Source organism: Streptomyces sp. NPDC051243 (genome assembly GCF_044455405.1).
In the GTDB taxonomy this organism is placed as follows: Bacteria; Actinomycetota; Actinomycetes; order Streptomycetales; family Streptomycetaceae; genus Streptomyces.
Genome location: NZ_JBITES010000027.1, coordinates 61,422 through 81,703 on the forward strand (window position 1 = coordinate 61,422; position 20,282 = coordinate 81,703).

The following is a 20,282-nucleotide window of genomic DNA, read 5'->3' on the forward strand; positions in this document are numbered from 1 at the left end:
CTCGCAGACATGATCGAAGACGGCACCGGACTTTTCACCATCGGCGAGCTGGCCCGGGCTACCGGACTGACCGTCCGGACCATCCGCTACTGGTCCGACGAGGGCGTCCTGCACCCGGTCACCCGCTCGTCCGGCGGCTACCGGCTGTACGACGCCGAGTCCGTCGCCCGCCTGGAGCTGATCCGCACGCTGCGGGAACTGGGGCTGGGCCTGGACGACGTACGGAAGGTGCTCAGCGGAGAGAAGGACGTGGCGTCGGTCGCGGCAACGCACGTCGCCGCCCTGGACGCGCAGATCCGGTCGCTGAAGGTGACCCGCGCGGTGCTGTCGACCGTGGCGCGACGCGGCTCGACCGCGGAGGAGATGACGCTCATGAACAAACTGGCCCGACTGTCGGCCGCCGAACGGCGACGGATCCTGGAGGAGTTCGTGGACGAGATGTTCCACGGACTGGATACGGCGGATCCCGTGATCCGCGACCGTATGCGGGAGATGGCCGTGGACCTGCCGGACGAGCCGACCTTTGAACAGGTGGACGCCTGGGTGGAGCTGGCCGAACTGCTCCAGGACGCGGACTTCCGGGCGCACATGCGCACGGTGGCCGAGTTCAACGCGGCCGGCCGTGGGCCCGAGACGCCCGCGGGAGCGTCGATGTGGTTCGCCCGGAAGCTGGTGCACCTGGCGGCCGAGGCCCGTCAGCGGGGCGTCGCACCGGATTCGCCCGAGGCCGAGCGGATCCTGCGGGACCTGCTCGGCGACGCCGACCCGGCCGCCGTACTCGAACGCCTGAGGTCCACCGCGAACGACAAGGTCTCCCGCTACCGCGAGCTGCTGGCCGTGGTGAAGGGCCAGGAGCCCGCGTCGGCGCGCCGTGCGGAGTTCGCCTGGGTGGTCGCCGCGCTGGAGGTGCGGGCGGGCGGTTAATCTGACCTGCGGCAGTAGGACATCAAGGTACGACGAAAAGGGGCGGACCGGTGGCGAACATCGACATCGACGAAGCACGCAAGCAGTTCGAGCGCATCGATGCGGACGGTGACGGCACCATCACCGCCGCCGAGTTCAAGACCGCCCTGGCCCAGGGCGGCGACTGGAACGTCACCGAGGCGGTCGCCGAAGCGATCATCAGCAGCCGCGACCTGAACGGCGACAAGCTCCTGTCGTTCGACGAGTTCTGGGCCTTCCTGAACAAGTGACAGCGGGGAAGGGGCGCCCGGTCCGCCTGTGCGGCGGAGGGGCGCCCCTTCGTCATGCGCTCTCGGCCCATTCGCGCAGAGCGGCCTTGCTGGAGAAGTCGGCGACGTTCCGGTCGAGCGGGTTGTCGGTGTACTGGTGGAAGCGCCACTTCGCCTTGATGCGGGGCTTGCCCGCCGTCACGTAGTCGGCGATCCACAGGCCGTCGCCGGCGTAGGACGTGGTGTCCACGTTGAGCCAGTAGTTCCGATTGCAGTACAGCACAACGGGGTTGTCGGGGCGCTTCTCCTTCACCTTCCGGATGAAGAGATCCTTCTCCGCGTTGCTCGCATGCGTCCCGTCACTCGTCGTCTCCCAGTCCACGGCGAGGATGTCACCGGCCTTCTCCGGCGCGTGCTTGACGAAGTACTCCGCCTGGGCCGAGAGGTTGCCCGGCCAGAGGAAGTGGTAGAAACCGACGACGAGTCCGGCGTCGCGGGCTCTCTTGGTCTGGGCGGTCAGCTTGGGGTTGACGTAGGAGCGGCCCTCCGTCGCCTTGATGAAGACGAAGGAGAGGCCGTCGGTGTCGTAGGACGAGGACTGGTACGCGCTTACGTCGATGCCGCGCAGCATGGGGGGACTCCCTGAAGTGCCGGTGGGGGACAGGAGTTGGATTCGGTGTATGCCCCACCGTGGCATGGCTGACGCGTTCCTGACGTGGAATTGTCAAACATTCGAGGGTGCCGGCCCGTCGGGCACCGATGTCTGCCTTCGCACGGGGCCCGCAGGTCAGGTGAGCAGGCCCGGGGAAGGCCGGACGGTCGGCTCGCAGTCGGTGAGGGTGATCGGCTCGCCCATCGCGACGAGGATCCTGCGGGTGCCGCGGTAGGCGTCGCGGCCGTGCGACGAGAGGACGTTGTCGACAAGCATGAGGTCCCCCGGCCGCCAGCTCTCGCGGCGGGTGGCCGAGTCATAGGCCTCGTTGAGGATGTCCACGGCCTCGGCCGTCAGCGCCTCGCCGTCGCCGAACGACGTGTCGAACGGCAGTCCGTCCGTGCCGTAGGTCATCTCCATGACCTCCTGGACGTCCTTGTCCAGCGACCAACGGCTCCAGAACGCGGCGTGGTTGAACCACACCTCCTCATGGGTCCGCGGATGGCGAACGAGCGCCGAGCGGCGCTGGACGGTGCGCAGCCCCATGCCGGTCTGCCAGGAGTGGCCGATGAGATTGCGTTCGCAGTACGCGGCCACCTCCTCGCGGTCCTCGGTGGCGAATGCCGTCTGCCAGGGAAGACCGGCGTGGTCGTGGTAGTTGCGGGTCAGCAGCCAGCCGGTGGTCCGGAAGCGCTCCACGAGGTCGGAGGGCAGGGCCGCTCGTACCTGACGGACGTCGGCGACGGTGGTGGCGCCGCCCTCGTCGGGAGCGTCGAGGCAGCAGAAGAGCAGCAGGCCGGGGAAGTCCAGTGTGTAGCTGTTCTCGTTGTGCTGGCGGATCGGCTGGATCGCAGGGAGGTCCGTCGAGGAGTACACGTCGGCGCCGTAGTCACTGCGGGGCGTGGCCTTCTCCTTGTAGGTGGCCCGTTGCCGCACCAGGATGTCGCGCAGCTGTGCGAAGTGCTCCTGCCGTTCGATCGGCAGGCCTCGGATCAGCAGGTGCCCGTGGCGCAGGAGTTCCGCCCGGATGGCCTCGATGTGCTCCGTGACCCAGGCCTGCGCGGAGGCCTGGCCGGCCAACCGCGGTGTCCGGAGGATCGGCGGCCGGCCGGGCTGGAACCGCACGGGCAGGCCGGTCGGCTGGGGTATGGCGGTTTCCGGGGTCATCCAGATGTCTCCGCTCCTGATCCGAGGTCAACGGGTGGCACGCGGCCGGTCGGCCCTCGACCGGTCCGTCCACATGGGCTGGTCCGACAGCGGCGGCGGGTCGTACGACCGGGCCAGCCACTCGTCGTTGTAGATCGTCTCCAGGTAGTTCGTCCCGAGGTCCGGCGCGATGGCGACCGCGGTGACGTCGTCGCCCATGCCGTTCGCCGTCATCCAGGCGAGCGCGCCGCTGACCACGGTTCCCGTCGAGCCACCGAAGAGGAAGCCGCGGCTCACGAGCCTTCGGCACATCCTGACCGTCTCGGCCTCGGAGACGTGGACGATGTCGTCCACGTACGACATGTCGAGGATCCCCGGCCGCACACTGGTGCCCAGGCCCGGGATCAGGCGCCGGTCCGAGGGCGTGCCGAACGTCACGGAGCCGACGGCATCGACGGCCACGATGGTGACCGACGGCTGGTTCTCACGGAAGTAGTGGGCGCACCCCATCAGCGTTCCGGTCGTCCCCGCTCCCACGAACAACACGTCGAGCGTGGGAAACGCCTTGGCGATCTCGGCGCCCGTGGTCCGGTAGTGGCCCATCCAGTTGCCTTCGTTGGCATATTGGTTGAGCCACAGATAGTCGGGGTTCGCTGCGCACACTCGTCGCACGTACGCCAGCCGGGCTCCGAGGAACCCGTTGTCCGGGTCGGGCTCGGTGATGATGTGCACCTCGCTGCCGAGGGCCTCCATCAGTCGCCGGGCCGCGGGCGTACAGCGCACGTCGGTCACACAGACGAACCGGTAGCCGCGGCTCGCCGCCACGACGCTCAGCGCGACGCCCATGTTGCCCGAGGACGATTCGATCAGCGTCGCCCCGGGGACGAGTTCCCCGCCGCGCTCCTTCGCCTCCACCATCTCGGTGGCGGCCTTCAGTTTGATCGAGCCGGCGAAGTTGAAGCCCTCGCACTTCAGAAAGAGCCGGCGTCCCACGCTCGGCCGGAGATCGACGTAGAGATCCTCGACATTGAAGTCCATGGGATTCGAGATGATAGCCGTCACGTAATGCAACCCATTCTCGTCTAGAGGCTCTCGTCGTCTCGTGCAGCGATGCTCGCAATTGCTGCAATATTTGACCTATACGAGGCCTATTGACGGGACGGGGTCCTGCTCCGGTTCACCGCCGCCGGAGCCATGGGCAATTCACAGCCTTCCTCGGCTCCGGTGTGCGAAGCCGACGGTCGGGCCTCCGGCAGGGCGGGCAGGGTTCGCCCGGCATGCACACCTGCCAAGTATTGATTGCAGGTAGGTGCAAACTAATATTTGCGGCTCGCTGAGCAGGTGTTGTTCCTGGCTCCGTAGGTTATTACCGTCATGATTCAGACATACTGTGACGACCTGCCTGCTACGTGAATGTTCAAAGTGAATCTACCCCGCTCGATTTGGCCACTCAAGCTGCCCGGATGTCGGGCTGAACGGCAGCTCCCCTTAATCTGGTGATCCTTGACTCCGGTTCCCGGCCGTGCCTACAGTCGCTGAAGCGGCGATGTATCGACCGCGGAGCCGTGCATATTTCTGTACGGGTAACGGGGAACGGGGACGGGGCGATGTCACTTTTGCGTGTTCATGCGCGTACTGCTCATCCGGCGATCACGGCGCTCAGAATGCCGTAGCGCGGCGCCGACGTCTTCTCTCGGTATTCGGCCGACCGGAGTGCGCATTTCGAAATATACCGCCCATTGCGCATGCTCTCCATATTCATGCCGGCTGACAACGTTACCTTCGTGACCATCTGGCTCTGATGTGACCAAGGAGGAGTTCAAACGTGATGGAATTTCGGATTCTCGGCCCCGTGGGAGCATGGGTGGCGGGCACAGAGATTCCGCTCAATGGAACCAAGCAGCGCACCATGCTCGCGGCCTTATTATTGGCCGGCGAACGCGTGCTCCCCGACCATCGCCTGGGCGAGGCACTGTGGGGGAAAGAGCCGCCGGGCACCTACCAGGCGCAGATATACACCTACGCCTCGCGGCTCCGCCAGCATCTGGAAAATCACGCCGAGATAATACGCAAAGGGTCCGGCTATCTGCTCCGGATCACCTCCGGCCGCTTCGACTACGGCGACTTCGTGATGCTGTCCCGCTCCGGTCGTTCCGCGCTGCGGGAAGGCAGATTCGTACGGGCCGCGGAGTTGCTGCGCGCCGCACTCGGCCTCTGGCGGGGACCCACCCTCACCGATGTGACCGAGCATCTCGGGGACACCGAGAGACCGAGCATCGAGGAGGCCTACATGGAGACGCTGGAGACCCGCATCTCCGCGAACCTGGCCCTCGGTCACCATGCCCAGCTCACCTCGGAGCTGGTCGGCCTGGTACACGCGCATCCGCTGCGCGAGCGGCTGCGGGCTCAGCTCATGCTGGCCCTCTACGCCAGTGACCGGCAGGCCGACGCCTTCACCGTCTTCCATGAGGGCCGGCAGCTGCTGGACGAGGAGCTCGGGGTGGACCCCGGTTCCGCGCTGCGTCGCACGTACCAGGCGATCCTCACCGGTAGCGTCGACGAGATGGAGCGGGAGGTCCTGGTCGGTCTGCCGGGCCACGACGCTGTCGGCGACGACCTTCTGCAGCACCCCGAGTCCTTCCTCGCGGCGAACGGGATCGGTCACCCGTAGCGCTTCAGCTCGCTGAAGAAGTCGGGGACCGTATGCAGGGCACCCTTCCCGCGCACCGAGCCGTAGATGTGGTGCGCCACGGCCAGGTCCAGAACTCCGAGGCCGAACGGGGAGAAGACGACCGGACGGTCCGGCGGGCAGACCAGCTGTCCGGTCAGCACGTCGAACAGGGTGCCGGCCACGAACGCGCGACTGCCGACCTGCTGCTCGGTCAGATGCAGCGAGGTGTTGGCCTTCATGCAGTGCTCGATGTCATCGGTGACGTTGTGCGACGCGAGCACGATCTCCGGTGACAGGTCCCGCAGCGAGATGTGCAGGACCAGGGGGTTGTGGGCGAACCATTGCGGGTCGGTCACATGAGGGTGTGCCGCGGTGGTGGCGAACACGATGAGATCGGAGGACCTGACCAGTTCCTCTGCCGTCTCATGGACGGTGATCGTTCCCCGCTCGGTGCGTTCGAGACAGCCGCGGAAATCCTTGGCGTGCTCGGCCGAGAGGTCGTGAACGCCCAGCTCGTCGAAGACGAATCCGTTGCCGACGAGATAGGAGTGAATGAAGCGGGCGATCAGCCCGGTGCCGAAGAACCCCACCCGGGTCGGGCGCCCGCCCCGCTGCGCGCTCAGCTCGACGGCCGCCAGCGCGGCGGAGGCCGCGGTGCGCGCCGCGCTGATGATGGAGCTCTCCAGACAGGCGAACGGATACCCGGTCCGGGCGTCGTTGAGGATCAGGACCGCGGAAGCGCGCGGAATTCCGGCGGCCACGTTCTCCGGGAAGCTGGAGATCCACTTGATCCCGTGCACGGGCTCCTCGCCACTGAGCGAGGCGGGCAGCGCGATGATCCGGGACGACGGGCGGTCCTCGAACCGCAGGAAATAGGAGTCGGGGTTCACCGTCCGGCCGCTTCCGTGCAGCCGGTAGGCGGCCTCGACTATCCGCGTGACCTCGTTCTCCTTCCCGTTGATCACCTCGTGCACCTGGGCGCCCGAAATCACGCTGAAGGAAGGGACGGGGGAGGGGGCGGGCTGGTTCATGGCTGCCTTTCGCGCGAGTTCGGCTGGTTCGGCTGGCTCGGCGGGGTGAGGTGGGGCTACGCCTGTTCCACAGGCTTGAGGTCGTCCTTGTGCAGGGTGGAGCGGAGCTCGGACCTTCGCAGTTCCTCCTCGGCGGTCAGTTCGATGCGGCCCACGGCCCGGCGCAGAATCGGCGGTCCCATCAACGAGGTCGCCACCGCGATCAGCACGATGACGGTGTACATCGCCGTGTTCAGGACCCCGAGGCGCAGACCGACCATGGCCACGATCACCTCGACCACACCGCGGGCGTTCATGCCCGCTCCGAGCGCGATCGCCTCCCAGCGGCTCAGGCCACTGGCCCAGGCGCCGATGAACGCGCCCGCGAACTTGCCGAGGACCGCGATGGCCAGCAGAACCAGCGCGGTGACCAGCACGGTCGGATCGGCCAGCGCGGTCAGATCCATCCGCAGCCCCGCCGTCGCGAAGAACACCGGCGCCAGCACCGCCACGACGAAGGTGCGCAGGGGGGCCAGCCGGGTCAGTACGTCCTTGCCCGCCCCGCGGATCAGGACCCCGGCGACCAGTGCGCCGAAGACGGCCTCGAATCCGATCGCGTGGGTGATCGCGCTGAACGCGATGACGAGCGCCACGGCCACCCCGAGGGTGACCCCCGGCTCGGCCGATCCGGCGGTCGCCCGCATGGCGCGGTGCACCAGCGGACGGCCGATCAGCGCCGCGCCCGCCACGAACAACACGAGGAAGACGACCGTCCGCACCAGGCTCCCGGCGTCCAGTCCGCTCGTCGCCATCGCGGTGACCACGGAGAGACCGAGCCAGCCCAGCACGTCGTCGACCGTCCCCGAGATGAGGATGAGCTGCCCGACGTTGCGGTGCAGCAGGCCGAGATCCATCAGCGTCTTGGCGATGACCGGGATCGCGCTGACACACATCGCGATGCCGAGGAACGCGGCGAAGACCGTGCGGTCGGAGCCCTCCGCGAGCATCGCCGCGGGCAGCAGACAGCCCGCGGCGATGCCCAGGCCCAGCGGAATGACGAAGCCGGGCAGACTGACCCGTATCGCTGTGGCGGCTCGCCTGCGGATCAGCTGGGTGTCCATCTGCAGACCCGTCAGGCCGACCAGCAGCAGGACGCCGAACTGGCCCATGGCATCCAGCAGATGGGCCTGCTCCGGCACATCGGGGAAGAGCCAGTCGGACACCTGCGGCAGTGTGTGCCCGAGCAGGGACGGCCCCAGGACGATGCCCGTCATCAGCTCGCCGACGATGGGCGGCAGCGAGCATCGCGCCGCGAGCCGCCCCAGGAGGGTCGCGACCAGCAGCAGAAGCACGACCTGAACCAGGAACATGGCCAGTGGATGGCCGCCCAGGGGCGGCACCGGCTCGGTTGCGATCAGCATGGAGCTGCTCCCGCCCCTCAGTCGGACATCGCGACGAGGACCCGGCGCCGGCCGGTGAAGGACCGGCGGCCGTGACCGACCAGCATGTTGTCGATGAGCAGCACGTCACCGGTCTGCCAGTCGACGTCGACGGCGCTGTTCAGACCGCGGTCGCGGATCTGGGTGATGTACCGCGCCGGGATGGGCGAGCCGTCGGCGAAGGTGACCGACTGGGGCAGGTCCTTCTCCGGCATGATCCGGTGCAGCGCGGCCGCCGTCTCGTCGCCCAGTCCGGCTGCGTGCCACTGGTCGGCCTGGTTGAACCAGACCTCGGCACCGGTCACCGGGTGCCTGAGCGTCGACGGCCGTGTCTGGCACACCCGCAGCCCGCCGTCCCGCGTCCACTCATGGTCTGCGCCGGTACCGGTGAGGAGCCGCTCGACCTCGTCGCGGTCGTCCGTCTCGAACGTGTCCTGCCAGCTCTTGCCGAAGCCCGTGCCGCCGTGCAGGTTCTGCGTGTAGCGGACCCCGTCGGCGAAGCCCTCGCGCACCTCGGGATCGAGCGCCTCCAGCCAGCGCACACCGTCCACGACGGGCGTCGCGCCGCCCGTCTCGGCGGCCTGCTCGCAGAAGAAGACCAGCCGGGCCGGCCACTGATGGGCGTAGCTCAGCTCGTTGTGCATGGAGATGGTGTACTCCGGCGGGTACTCCGTCGACGTGTAGACGTTCTGTCCGACCTTGGTGCGGGGCGAGTTGCCGTTGACGTAGGCCAGCCGATTCGGCAGCAGCAGGTCCAGCACCGTGTCCAACTCGGCCGTGCCGACCTGGAAACCGCGGAAGACCAGGGCTTTCTCCCGCACCAGCAGGGCGTCCAGATCGGCGAGTTCGCGCAGATGGCCGATCAGGCTTTCCGGGGCGGCCTCGGCCCCGATGTCGGCCGGGGTGACGACAAGCGGCGCCCAGGCACTGTAACCGTCCGTCATGGCTTCTCCTCGCGGCGGGACCTCGGTCGGTCCGACCCTTCAGACGGCGCCTATATTTCTTCACTAACCGGTCTATCGGTCCTCTCCCGCCCCATCGGTCCGCTCGGAACCGGACGTTGTATAGGCGGTCTATAGCCGCGATGTCCAGGGTGGTCTTTACCGTGCAGCTCTCTGCGCGGGATTCCTGGAAACAGCGAGCGACGGAGTCGAGAATGATCGACCGGGACGCTGTCCGGCTTCCTTTGTCCGCCGGCCAGCAAGGGGTGTGGTTCGCCCACCAGATGGATTCCACCGGGCGGACCTACAACTGCGCGGAGTACATCGCTGTCGACGGACCGGTCGACGTCGCCCTGTTCCGCGCGGCCTGGGCGGCGCTGAGCGCCGAGGCCGATGTCGTACGCATCGACCGCATCGTCCAGGACGACGGCCTCTGGCAGGTCATGGACCCGGAACAGGTGGCCGACCTGCCGCTGATCGACCTCTCGGCCGACGCCGACGCGCAGGCGCGGGCGCAGCGGTGGATGCGCGACGATGTCCGGCGTCCGGTCGATCTGAGCAGGGGCCCCATTTCGTCCTTCGCCCTGATCAAGCTCTCCGACACCAGGTTCTTGTTCTACTACCGGATTCACCATGTCGTCATCGACGGATACGGGGTTCATCTGCTCGGCCGGCGACTGGCCGAGATATATTCCGCGCTGGCCGCAGGGGAGACCGAGGTCACCCGTGTATTCGGTCCTCTGAAAGACCTTCTCGACGACGAAGCCGAATACCGTGCGTCCGACGCTTTCGCGGCGGACCGCGCGTACTGGGTGGAGCACTTCGCCGACCGGCCCGAACCGCTGCGGATGCCCGGGCGCCGAGGTGCCGGACCGGGCCTGCCGGAGGAGCGGTTGCGGCTGCGGCTGACGACCTCGCTGCCCGAAGCCGACCTGGAACTCCTGCGTAAGACGGCCGTCGTGTCCGGCACCACGTGGCAGATTCTGCTCATGACGGTCGTCGGGGCCTACGCCCACCGAGTGACCGGCCGTCAGGACGTCGTCATCGGAGTGCCGGTGACGGGACGGCGCAGTGTCCCGGCGCGCCGGATTCCCGGCATGGCGACCAACAGCCTCCCGGTGCGTCTGGCCGTCACACCCGGCCAGAGCCTGGCGGATCTGGTACCGCGCCTGACGCGGGAGGTCGGCGAGGCGCTGAAACACGAACGCTTCCGGCTGGAGGACCTGCAGCGCGAACTGGCTCCGAACGACGGGGTGGGCGCGCTGATGGGGCCGATCGTCAACCTCATGCCGTACGGCGGACCGCTTCGCTTCGGGGAAGCCCCGGCCACCAGCCACAACCTGGCCTCGGGCCCGGTTCTCGACCTGTTCTTCACCTTCCGCCCCGAGCCCGGCGGCGAGGCGATGTCCCTGGTCCTGGACGGCAACCCCGAGACCCACGACCTGGACAGCCTCGCGGGGCACCAGGAGCGCCTGCTGGCGTTCATCCGCACCGTCGCCGCGGCTCCGGAGACCGCCCTGGACTCGATCGACGTGCTCGGCGCGGCGGAACGGCAGCGACTCCTCGTGGACCGCAACGCCACCGAACTGCCCCTGAGCGACGAGACGGTGCCGCGGCTCTTCCGGGAGCGGGCGGCCGCGACCCCGTCGGCCATCGCGCTCGTCCACGGCCCGAACAGCCTGACGTACGGGGAACTCGAGGCGAACTCGGAACTGCTGGCCCATGAACTGGCCGGCCGGGGCATCGGCCCCGAAGACCTCGTGGCCCTCGCGCTGCCGCGGTCACCGGAACTCGTCGTCGCCATGCTGGCCGTGCTCAAGGCGGGCGCCGCCTTCGTCCCCGTCGACGTCTCCTATCCCACGGAGCGCTTCCTGCACACCCTCGAAGACTCGTCCCCCGCCTATGTGATCACGACGAGCGAGGAGACGAGACTCCCCGAGGGAACCGCGCGCATCCTCCTCGACGCGACGGACGTCCCCCCGGGCCGGCCCCGCCTCGCGGGGCGGCTGCCGGACCCCGTCCCGGACCAGTCCGCGTACGTCATCTACACATCCGGCTCCACCGGGGTGCCCAAGGGCGTCGTCGTGCCGCACCGGGGTCTGCGGAACCTGGTCGAGGACCGCGTACGGCGCTACGGCCTGAACGCCCGAAGCCGTGTGCTGCAGCTGGTGTCGCCGAGTTTCGACGTCGCCATGGCCGACATCTGGCCGACCCTGCTGGCGGGTGGCCGGCTGGTGCTGGCCCCCGAGGGGCGGACCCTCTCGGGCGACGAACTGGCCGCACTGCTGCGCGAGCACGGGATCACCCAGGCCGCGATCCCCCCGGTCTTTCTGACCCGGGTCCCGTCCGAGGACCTGCCGGAACTCGGCGTGCTGATCACCGGCGGCGAGCCCGCGGACCCCGAGACGCTGCGCCGGTGGGCCACCGGCCGGCGGATCTTCAACGAGTACGGCGTCACCGAGTCGACGGTCACCACCACCGTGAGTCCGCCGCTGGATCCTGCCGCCGCACCGGCGATCGGCGCTCCGATCGCCAATTCCCAGGTATTCGTGCTGGACGGCGGCATGCTGCCGGTACTGCACGGCGCGGTGGGGGAGTTGTACATCGCGGGAGCCGGGGTCGCCCGGGGCTATCTGCGCCGGCCGGAGCTGACGGCGCGGCGGTTCGTGCCCTGCCCGTACGGGCCGCCCGGGTCGCGCATGTACCGCACCGGCGATCTCGTGCGCTGGCGCGACGACGGGCAGCTCGAATACATCGGGCGCGCGGACAGCCAGGTCAAGATCCGCGGCGTCCGCGTCGAACTCGGTGAGATCGAAGCGGTGCTGGCACGCCAGGAGCAGGTCGGGGCGGCGGTCGCGACGGTGTGGGAGGAGCGGCCGGGCAGCAAGCGGCTGGTCGCCCACGTGGTGCCCGCGCCCGGCGCGGTGCTGGACCTCGACGAGGTACGCCGCGGGGCCGCGCGCTCGCTGCCGGACCACATGGTGCCGATGGTGGTCGAACTGGACGCCGTGCCCGTCACGCCGAACGGAAAGGTGGACCGGCGCGCCCTGCCCGCGCCGGACTTCTCCGCGGCCGGGACCGGGCGGCCGCCGCGCGACGACCGGGAGGAGATCCTGTGCGCGCTGTTCGCGCAGGTGCTCGGCCTTGACCGGTTCGGTGTGGAGGACTCGTTCTTCGGGCGCGGCGGCGACAGCATCCTCGCCCTGCAACTCGTCGCCCAGGCGCACCGGGCCGGCGTCGTCTTCGAGGTGGGCGACGTCTTCCGGCACCCGACCGTCGCCCAACTCGCCCCGCACACCGGCATGGTCGGCTGCGCGGTCGACGGAACAGACGCCACCGACGGCACCGACGCGGCCGCGGCCGGCAGCGGTCCGGGGGCACCGGGCGACGGCCGGCCGGTGGGCGCCGCCGGGCTCACACCCGCCGACCTTCCGCTGGTCCGGCTGGACCAGGCGCAGATCGACGCGCTGGTCGCCGCCCACCCCGGACTGTCCGACGTACTGCCGCTGACGCCCCTGCAGGAGGGCCTGCTCTTCCACAACCTCCTGTCCAGGGGCGCCGTCGACTCCTACGCGGCGCAGCTGCGCTTCGACCTCGACGGCCGGCTGGACACGGCGGTGCTGCGCGCGGCCGCCACCTCGCTGCTGGAGCGGCACGCGGGGCTGCGGGCGGCGTTCCGGCACGCCGACACCGAGGAGCCCGTACAGATCGTCTGCGAAGGGCTGCGGCCCCCGTGGGCGGAGCGGGACCTGTCGGGGATGGCCGAGGACGAGCGGGAGGCCGAGGCGCTGCGCCTCGCGGCGGACGAACGCGGCCGGCCGTTCGACATGACGGCGCCCCCCTTGCTGAGGTTCCTGGTGCTGAAGCTGGCGGACGACCGGCACCGGGTGATCCTGACGGCACATCACATCCTGTGGGACGGCTGGTCCACGGCGATCGTCGTACGCGAACTGTTCACGCTGTACGGCCGTGGCGGCGACCGGGCCGGGCTGCCCCCCGCCCGTACGCCCCGTGACTACCTGGCCTGGCTCTGGGCCCAGGACCGGTCCGCGTCCCGGCGTGCCTGGGCCGCCGCGCTGAGCGGCCTGACCGGTCCCACATATGTCGCGGACGGCGTGACGACACCGGCCGGGCAACACCAGGAGCACCTCACCCACGAACTCGACGCCGACCTGAGCGAAGCGCTCTCGTCGTACTGCCGCGACCACGGCGTCACGCTGAGCACCGCCGTGCACGCCGCGTGGGGGCTGCTGCTCTCCCGGATCACCGGAAGCGACGACGTGCTGTTCGGCACCTCCGTCTCCGGGCGTCCGGCGCAGCTGCCGGGCGTCGAGGACATCGTCGGACTGCTCACCAACACGGTTCCGGTCCGGCTGCGGCTGCGAGCCGGCGAGACCATGAGCGCGACACTGGTCCGGCTCCAGGAGGAGCAGCTGTCCCTGGTGCCCCACCACCATCTGGCGCTCGCCGACATCCAGCGGCAGGCGGCGGACCCGGGGGGCGGCGCCGGGCTCCGCTACAGCGGCGGCGCGCTCTTCGACACCGCCATCACGTTCGTCAACCGCTCCCTGGAAGCGGGCGGGCCGACGGGAATCGACGGGCTCCGGCTGGCTGCCCTCGACGTGACGGACGGCACCCACTACCCGCTGCGGCTGGTCGCCGTGTCGGGCCGCACGCTGACCCTGCGGCTCGGCCACCGGCCCGACGTCTTCTCCCACGCCGAGGCCGAGCGGCTGCTCACCCGGCTGGTGCACACGCTTCAGGCCCTTCCCGAGGCGCCCTGACCGGCCGGCACCGATCGCCCGCATCATCCCCACCCCATCCCGAGGAGGCGAGGCGGCCTTGCGGACGCCCGACGTATTCATCAAGGGGCTCGGCACCTTCGTGCCCGACCCGGTCGCCATCGAGGAGGCCGTCGCGCAGGGGCACTACCCCGCCGTCGAGGTCGAACTGCACGAGCTGGCCGGAGCGGCCGTGGCCGGCCGGACCCCGGCGCCCGAAATGGCCCTGCGCGCCGCGCAGCAGGCGTACAAGCGCTGCGGTCACCGTCCCGAGGACACCGCCGTGCTGCTGTACGCCGACTCCTGGCACCAGGGGCCCGACGGCTGGCAGCCGCAGTACTACCTGCAACGGCACCTGGTCGGTGACGAGGTGCTCTCCGTCGAGGTACGACAGGGCTGCAACGGCATGTTCGCCGCGCTGCAACTGGCCGCCGGCTATCTGTGCGGCCGGCCCTCGCCGGCGGACGGCGGCCCGGCGACGGCCGCGCTGCTCGTCGCCTCCGACAACTTCGGCACGCCGATGATGAACCGCTGGAGCATGGGCCCGGGCTATGTGGCCGGGGACGCCGCCAGCGCGGTCCTCCTCACCACCGAGCCGTCCTTCGCCCAGCTGCTCGCGGTGGGTTCGGTCGCCGTGTCCGAGGCCGAGCAGATGCACCGCGGGGACGAGCCGCTGTTCCCGCCCGGCCCCACCGTCGGCCGTCCGCTCGACTTCCGGGCCCGCAACGCCGAGTTCAAGCAGGCCGCCCTCGCCGACGGCACCGGCACCGGGGCACTGGTCAAGGTCCACGGCAAGACGCTGGCGCTGGTGGAGCGGACGCTGGAGGAAGCCGGCGTCGGGATGGCCGACATCACCCGGGTCGCGTACATGAACTACTCCCGGGAGATCGTCGAGCAGCGCTGCATGGCCGCGCTCGGCCTGCCCATGGAGAAGTCGACCTGGGAGTTCGGCCGGACGGTCGGCCATCTCGGCGCGAGCGACCAGGTCGTGTCCCTGGACCACCTGGTGCGCACCGGTGAACTCGGTGTCGGAGACCACCTGTTGATGCTCGGCGTCGGGCCGGGCGTCACCTTGTCGTGCGCTGTCGTGCGGATCCGTGACATCGCCCCGTGGTGCGGTTGACCAAGGCTAAGGAGACCGAAGTCGTGTCCGATCGAGACGAGTCCGCGGCCGTGGCCGGGGCGCAGAGCACCACCTCATCCGTGACCCCGCCGGAACCGATCGCCGTGATCGGGACCGGCTGCCGGCTCGCGGGTGACGCCGACTCCCCCGGCGAGTTCTGGGACATGCTGCTGTCGGGCCGCGACGGCATCGGCGACATGCCCCAGGACCGCTGGGAGATCTACCGGGACCTGGGGCCCGAACACAGTGCCGTGGTCCGCCGCGCCGATGTGCCGGGCGGCTTCATCAGCGACATCGAAGGCTTCGACTCCGCCTTCTTCGGTCTCACGCCCCGCGAGGCGGAGCTGATGGACCCGCAGCAGCGACTGCTGCTGGAAGTGGTGTGGGAGGCACTCGAGGACGCGGGCATCCCGCCGCAGAGCCTCGCCGGCGCAGACACCGGCGTCTTCGTCGGTATCGGCTCGGACGACTACGGACGACGGCTGCTGGAGGACCTGCCGAGGATCGAGGCCTGGACCGGTATCGGCAGCGCCATGTGCGCGGCCGCCAACCGGATCTCCTACGCGCTCGATCTGCACGGCCCGAGCGTCGCGGTGGACACGGCGTGCTCGGCGTCGCTGGTCGCCACCCATCTGGCCTGCCAGAGCCTGCGCGCGGGGGAGAGCGGCATCGCGCTCGTTGGCGGCGTGAACCTGATCATCTCGCCCGGTCTGTCCGCCACGCTGGCGTCCGCCGGCGCCACCGCCCCCGACGGCCGTTGCAAGCCCTTCGACGCCTCGGCCGACGGCTACGGGCGCGGCGAGGGCGGCGCGGTCCTCGTGCTCAAGCGGCTGGCCGACGCCCAGCGGGACGGCGACCGGGTGCTCGCCGTCGTCCGGGGCAGCCATGTCAGCCAGGACGGCCGGACCAACGGCATCATGGCCCCCAGCGGGCCGGCCCAGCAGCGACTGCTGGCGGAGACCCTCCGCCGCACCGGCGTGAGTGCGGCATCGGTCGACTACATCGAGGCCCACGGCACCGGCACCCGGCTCGGCGATCCCCTCGAAGCGGGCGCGCTCGGCGCCGTGTACGGCAGCGGGCGGCCCGCCGACGAGCCGGTTCTGATCGGCTCGGTCAAGCCGAACGTGGGCCACCTGGAGGCCGGCGCGGGTGTCGCCAGCCTGCTCAAGGCCACGCTCGCCCTCGCCCACGGCGAGATCCCGCCGACCCTCAACCACACCCGGGGCAACCCGGCCATCGACTGGGACTCGGCCGGACTGCGCGTCGTCACCGAGCGGACCCCGTGGCCCGAGCGGGGCCGGCCGCGCCGCGCCGGTGTCTCCGGCTTCGGCTACGGCGGCACCATCGCCCACGTCATCCTGGAGCAGGCGCCCGAGCCCACCGCCGTCGCACCGGCCCCGCGACCGCAGGCGGGCCCACGGCTGTTCCCGCTGTCCGGGAGGTCGCCGGCCGGCTTGCGCGCCCAGGCCGGCGAACTCGCCCGATGGCTGGCCGACGAAGGCCGCGAGACCGGCCTGGACTCCCTCGGGCACACCCTGGCGCTGCGCCGCTCGCACCTGGATGCCCGGGCCGCGGTCGTCGCCCGGGACCGGGAGGAACTGGCGGCCGGGCTGCGGACGATCGCCGACGGCGACGAGTCGCGCGAGGCGGTCGTCGGCACGGCCCCGGCCGACCCCGGCAAGGGCCTGGTGTGGGTGTTCTCGGGGCACGGCTCGCACTGGGCGGGCATGGGACGCGAACTGCTGGCGTCGGAGCCTGTGTTCGCCGCCGTCATCGACGAGCTGGAGCCGGTCTTCCGGGAGGAGATCGGCTTCTCCCCCCGACAGGTCCTGCTGGACGGCGACTTCGAGACGGTGGACCGCATCCAGACCATGATCTTCGCGGTCCAGCTGGGACTCGCCGAGGTCTGGCGGTCCTACGGAGTCGAGCCCGACGCCGTGATAGGCCACTCCGTCGGCGAGATAGCCGCCGCCGTGACCTGCGGCCTGCTCTCCCGCGCCGACGGCGCCCGGCTGATCTGCCGCCGGTCGAAGCTGCTGCGCCGGGTGGCCGGCCGGGGCGCGATGGCGATGGCGTCGCTCTCCCTGGAGGAGGCGACCGAGCGACTCGGGGACCGCACCGATGTGGTGGCCGCCATCGCGGCATCGCCGCTCTCCACGGTGATCTCGGGCGACATCGCCGGTGTCGAGGCCCTCGTCGAGGCGTGGCAGGCGGAGGGCGTGCAGATGCGCCGGGTGGCGTCCGACGTCGCCTTCCACAGCCCGCAGATGGACTCGCTTCTCGACGAACTCGCGGCCGCCGCAAGCGACTTGGGGCGGGGCGAGGCGCGCGTCCCGATGTACTCGACCGCGTACCCCGATCCGCGCACCACGCCGGCCGCCGACGGCGCCTACTGGGCGGCCAACCTGCGCAACACCGTCCGGCTGGCGGCGGCCACCCGGGCCGCGGCGGAGGACGGGTACCGCGCGTTCCTGGAGATCTCGGCCCACCCAGTGGTGGCCCACTCGATCGGCGAGACGCTGGCCGAGGAGGGCATCGAGGACGCCTTCGTCGGCTCCTCGCTGCGCCGCGACCGGCCCGAGCCCGACACCCTGCTGTCCGCCCTCGCCGCCGCGCACGCCCACGGCGTCGCGCTCGACTGGGCCCGGCTGCAGCCGGCCGGTGAGCTGGTCACCCTCCCGCGGGTCGCCTGGCAGCGCCGGCCGCACTGGCGCGAGACGTCCTTCCCCGGCGCCGGCCAGGGCCGCGGCCACGACGTCGACGCGCACCACCTGCTCGGGCAACCCGTGGCCGTCTCCGGCCGCTCCCTGCGCCTGTGGCGGACGCTCCTGGAGGACACCAACCGGCCCTATCCGGGCAGCCACACCATCAACGGGACCGAGATCGTCCCTGCCGCCGTGCTGCTCAACACCTTCCTGGCCGCCTCGGGCGGAACGACCTCCGGCCGGCTGCGGGACGTCGCGCTGCGACTGCCGCTGGCGCTGTCCGAGCGCCGTGAACTGCAGGTCGTGCACGAGGACGAAGGGCTCCAGCTGTCCTCCCGGCCGGCCGAGGGCGACGGAACCTGGCTCACCCACACGACCGCCGCCACCGGGCCGGCCCCGGGCGCACCCCTGGGCGGACTGCCCCCGCTCCCCGACGGGTCGGCCGCGGCGGACCCGGGCGAGATCCAGCGGCACCTCGCCTCGGTCGGCGTACCGAGCATGGGCTTCGACTGGACCATCGAGGACCTGCTCCTCGCCGAGGGCACCCTGCACGCCCGCGTGCGCCCCGAGCAGCCGGAGCGCGCGGCGGCAACCTGGGCCCCGCTCCTCGACGCCGCCCTGTCCATCGCGCCTCGTGCCTACCCCGGCCCGGCGACCCTGCGCATGGTGGCCGGCCTCGCCGAGCTGCGCGTGGAGGGGGCCGTGCCGGCGGTGGCCGACGTCCGGGTCACCCACGACGCGGCGGCCGACACGGTCGACGTGCTGATCGCGGACGCCGACGGCCGGGTGCTGGCCGCGCTGACCGGCGTGCGGTACGCGACGATCGGCCAGGAGTCGATGGTGGCCGCGCATCCGCGTGCCCTCGTCCACGAGATCGTATGGCGTCCGCCGGCCCCGGGGGCGGTGCCCGAAGCGGCCCCTGCCGGGCGGGACATGGTGCTGATCGGTGCCGTCGACCATCCGCTGGCGGATGCGCTGCGTGAGCGGGTCACCGCCGAGGGGCGCCGGTTCCTCGCCCTGAAGCGGCCCGCCGACCTCGACGGGCCGACGGCCGGGCTCGACGCCGAGACGGACGTAGTCGTCCTGCCGCCGCAGCCGGCCCCGCAGGACGCGGTGCCCGACGCCGCGGCCGCGAACGCCTGGCTGCTGCTGGAGACGGCACAGCGGCTGGCCGCGCTGGACACGGTGCGGTTCCCCCGGCTGTGGGCGGTGACCACGGGGGTGCGTGAGAGCCGGGGTACGACCGGGCCGGCCCACTCCGCCCTGTGGGGCCTCGGCCGGGTCGTCGCCGGTGAGCACGGCGAGCTGTGGGGCGGCGTCGTCGACCTGCCGCCGGCCGGCACGGGGACCGTGGACGCGGTGGCGGGCCCGCTGCTCGACGTGGTGCGGGCGGCGCCGCGGGAGGACGTGGTGTCGCTGCGGGCGGACGGTGCCGTCGAGGTCTCCCGGCTGGTCCGGACCGAGCGGGAGGAGCGGGGCGACGCCGTGGCCTGCCGGTCCGACGGTACGTATCTGATCACCGGTGGTCTCGGTGTGCTGGGCCTTCAGGTCGCCCACTGGCTGGCCGAACGGGGCGCCCGGCGCCTGGTGCTGGCCGGCCGGCGTGGGCTGCCGCCGCGCGCGCGGTGGGACGGCGTCACGGACGAGGTGACGCGGCGTCATATCGCGGGCGTGCGGGCCCTGGAGGCGCTCGGTGTGACCGTGCGCGTGGTCGCCCTGGACATCGCCGACGCGGACGCCGCGGGCCGGATGCTCACGCCGGACACCCTCGGCATGCCGCCGATCCGGGGCGTCGTGCACGCGGCGGGTGTCCTCGACAACCGGATGGTGCCGGACGTGGACGAGGAGTCGCTGCGGGCCGTGATGCGGCCCAAGGCGCAGGGCGCGTGGGTGCTGCACGAGCTGTTCCCGGACGGCAGCCTGGACTTCTTCGTGCTCTTCTCGTCCTGCGGCCAGCTCCTCGGTCTTCCCGGCCAGGCCAGTTACGGCTCGGCCAACGCGTTCCTGGACGCCCTGGCGCACCACCGTGGTGACACCACGAGCTTCGGCTGGACCTCCTGGCGCGGTCAGGGCATGGCGGTGAACGAGGTCGTGGACCTGGAGCTGCGCGAGCGGGGCGTCACCGACATCTCGCTGCCGGAGGCGTTCGCGGCGTGGGACCACGCGGCGCGCCGGGGCACCGGGCACTTCCCGGTGCTGCGCACGGCCCCGCTGGAGGCCGGCGCCGAACCGCTGCCGCTGCTGCGGGAGATCGGCACGGCGGAGCCCGCGGCGGCCGGTGCGGGCCAGGACGGAGGCGACCTCTTCGCCGGGCTGTCGGGCGAGGAACTGCGTGAGCGGCTGACCGAGGAGATCGCCGGGCAGATCGCCGGCGAGATGCGGCTTGCGGTGGCGTCGCTCGACGTGCGCCGCTCGCTGGTGGAGCAGGGCCTCGACTCGGTGATGACGATCGTCATCCGCAGGCGGCTGGAGAAGCGGTTCGGCCACAAGCTGCCCGCCACGCTGCTGTGGCACCAGCCGACGGTGGTGGCGATCAGCGAGCACGTCGCGGAGCTGCTGTCGGCGGAATGAGCCCACCGCACACGAAGCCGCCCCCCGCTCCGGCCGGAGCGGGGGGCGGCTTCGTCTGCACGCCGTCAGCG

General features: G+C 70.9%; 12 protein-coding genes. 6 read left to right on the plus strand and 6 right to left on the minus strand.

What is annotated here, in order from left to right; genetic code table 11:
- Positions 1-9 precede the first annotated feature (9 nt).
- Positions 10-924, plus strand: coding sequence for a MerR family transcriptional regulator (locus tag ACIBAG_RS43865; protein WP_399113518.1), 915 nt, complete (start codon positions 10-12; stop codon positions 922-924).
- Between the two features lie 50 nt (positions 925-974).
- Positions 975-1,193 (plus strand): EF-hand domain-containing protein, encoded by a 219-nt coding sequence (locus tag ACIBAG_RS43870; RefSeq protein WP_399113520.1) that lies wholly within the window; start codon positions 975-977, stop codon positions 1,191-1,193.
- Between the two features lie 52 nt (positions 1,194-1,245).
- On the opposite strand, the gene ACIBAG_RS43875 is transcribed toward ACIBAG_RS43870, so the two are convergent.
- The 3 genes from ACIBAG_RS43875 to sbnA form a co-directional block, all read right to left on the minus strand.
- Entirely contained in the window at positions 1,246-1,803 is a 558-nt protein-coding gene (locus ACIBAG_RS43875) for a glycoside hydrolase family 25 protein (protein ID WP_399113521.1), read from the minus strand.
- 156 nt (positions 1,804-1,959) lie between these two features.
- Complete coding sequence (locus ACIBAG_RS43880; protein ID WP_399113523.1) at positions 1,960-2,991, minus strand: TauD/TfdA family dioxygenase; 1,032 nt, start codon at positions 2,989-2,991, stop codon at positions 1,960-1,962.
- A gap of 27 nt (positions 2,992-3,018) precedes the next feature.
- Complete coding sequence (gene sbnA / locus ACIBAG_RS43885; protein ID WP_399113524.1) at positions 3,019-4,008, minus strand: 2,3-diaminopropionate biosynthesis protein SbnA; 990 nt, start codon at positions 4,006-4,008, stop codon at positions 3,019-3,021.
- Between the two features lie 826 nt (positions 4,009-4,834).
- Here sbnA and ACIBAG_RS43890 point away from each other — a divergent pair.
- On the plus strand, positions 4,835-5,641 hold the full coding sequence (locus ACIBAG_RS43890) for a BTAD domain-containing putative transcriptional regulator (protein ID WP_399113526.1): 807 nt from the start codon (positions 4,835-4,837) through the stop codon (positions 5,639-5,641).
- On the opposite strand, the gene sbnB is transcribed toward ACIBAG_RS43890, so the two are convergent.
- The 3 genes from sbnB to ACIBAG_RS43905 are packed head-to-tail and all read right to left on the minus strand — an operon-like array spanning position 5,632 to position 9,034.
- Positions 5,632-6,672: a 2,3-diaminopropionate biosynthesis protein SbnB gene (gene sbnB / locus ACIBAG_RS43895; protein WP_399113528.1), complete on the minus strand. Its 1,041-nt coding sequence runs from the start codon at positions 6,670-6,672 to the stop codon at positions 5,632-5,634. The two genes, ACIBAG_RS43890 and sbnB, sit on opposite strands and share 10 nt — an antisense overlap.
- 56 nt (positions 6,673-6,728) lie before the next feature.
- Positions 6,729-8,072 (minus strand): cation:proton antiporter, encoded by a 1,344-nt coding sequence (locus ACIBAG_RS43900; protein WP_399113530.1) that lies wholly within the window; start codon positions 8,070-8,072, stop codon positions 6,729-6,731.
- 17 nt (positions 8,073-8,089) lie between these two features.
- Complete coding sequence (locus ACIBAG_RS43905; RefSeq protein WP_399113532.1) at positions 8,090-9,034, minus strand: TauD/TfdA family dioxygenase; 945 nt, start codon at positions 9,032-9,034, stop codon at positions 8,090-8,092.
- Between the two features lie 212 nt (positions 9,035-9,246).
- Between ACIBAG_RS43905 and ACIBAG_RS43910 the strand changes: the two genes are divergently transcribed.
- The 3 genes from ACIBAG_RS43910 to ACIBAG_RS43920 are packed head-to-tail and all read left to right on the plus strand — an operon-like array spanning position 9,247 to position 20,211.
- Positions 9,247-13,815 carry an amino acid adenylation domain-containing protein gene (locus ACIBAG_RS43910; protein WP_399113534.1) on the plus strand — a complete coding sequence of 1,523 codons (4,569 nt, stop codon included), beginning with the start codon at positions 9,247-9,249 and terminating at the stop codon, positions 13,813-13,815.
- Positions 13,816-13,873: 58 nt separating this feature from the next.
- The gene (locus ACIBAG_RS43915) at positions 13,874-14,935 is read left to right on the plus strand and encodes a ketoacyl-ACP synthase III family protein (protein ID WP_399113536.1); all 1,062 of its coding nucleotides are present in this window, start codon (positions 13,874-13,876) and stop codon (positions 14,933-14,935) included.
- A gap of 23 nt (positions 14,936-14,958) precedes the next feature.
- On the plus strand, positions 14,959-20,211 hold the full coding sequence (locus tag ACIBAG_RS43920) for a type I polyketide synthase (RefSeq protein WP_399113538.1): 5,253 nt from the start codon (positions 14,959-14,961) through the stop codon (positions 20,209-20,211).
- Positions 20,212-20,282: the final 71 nt, after the last annotated feature.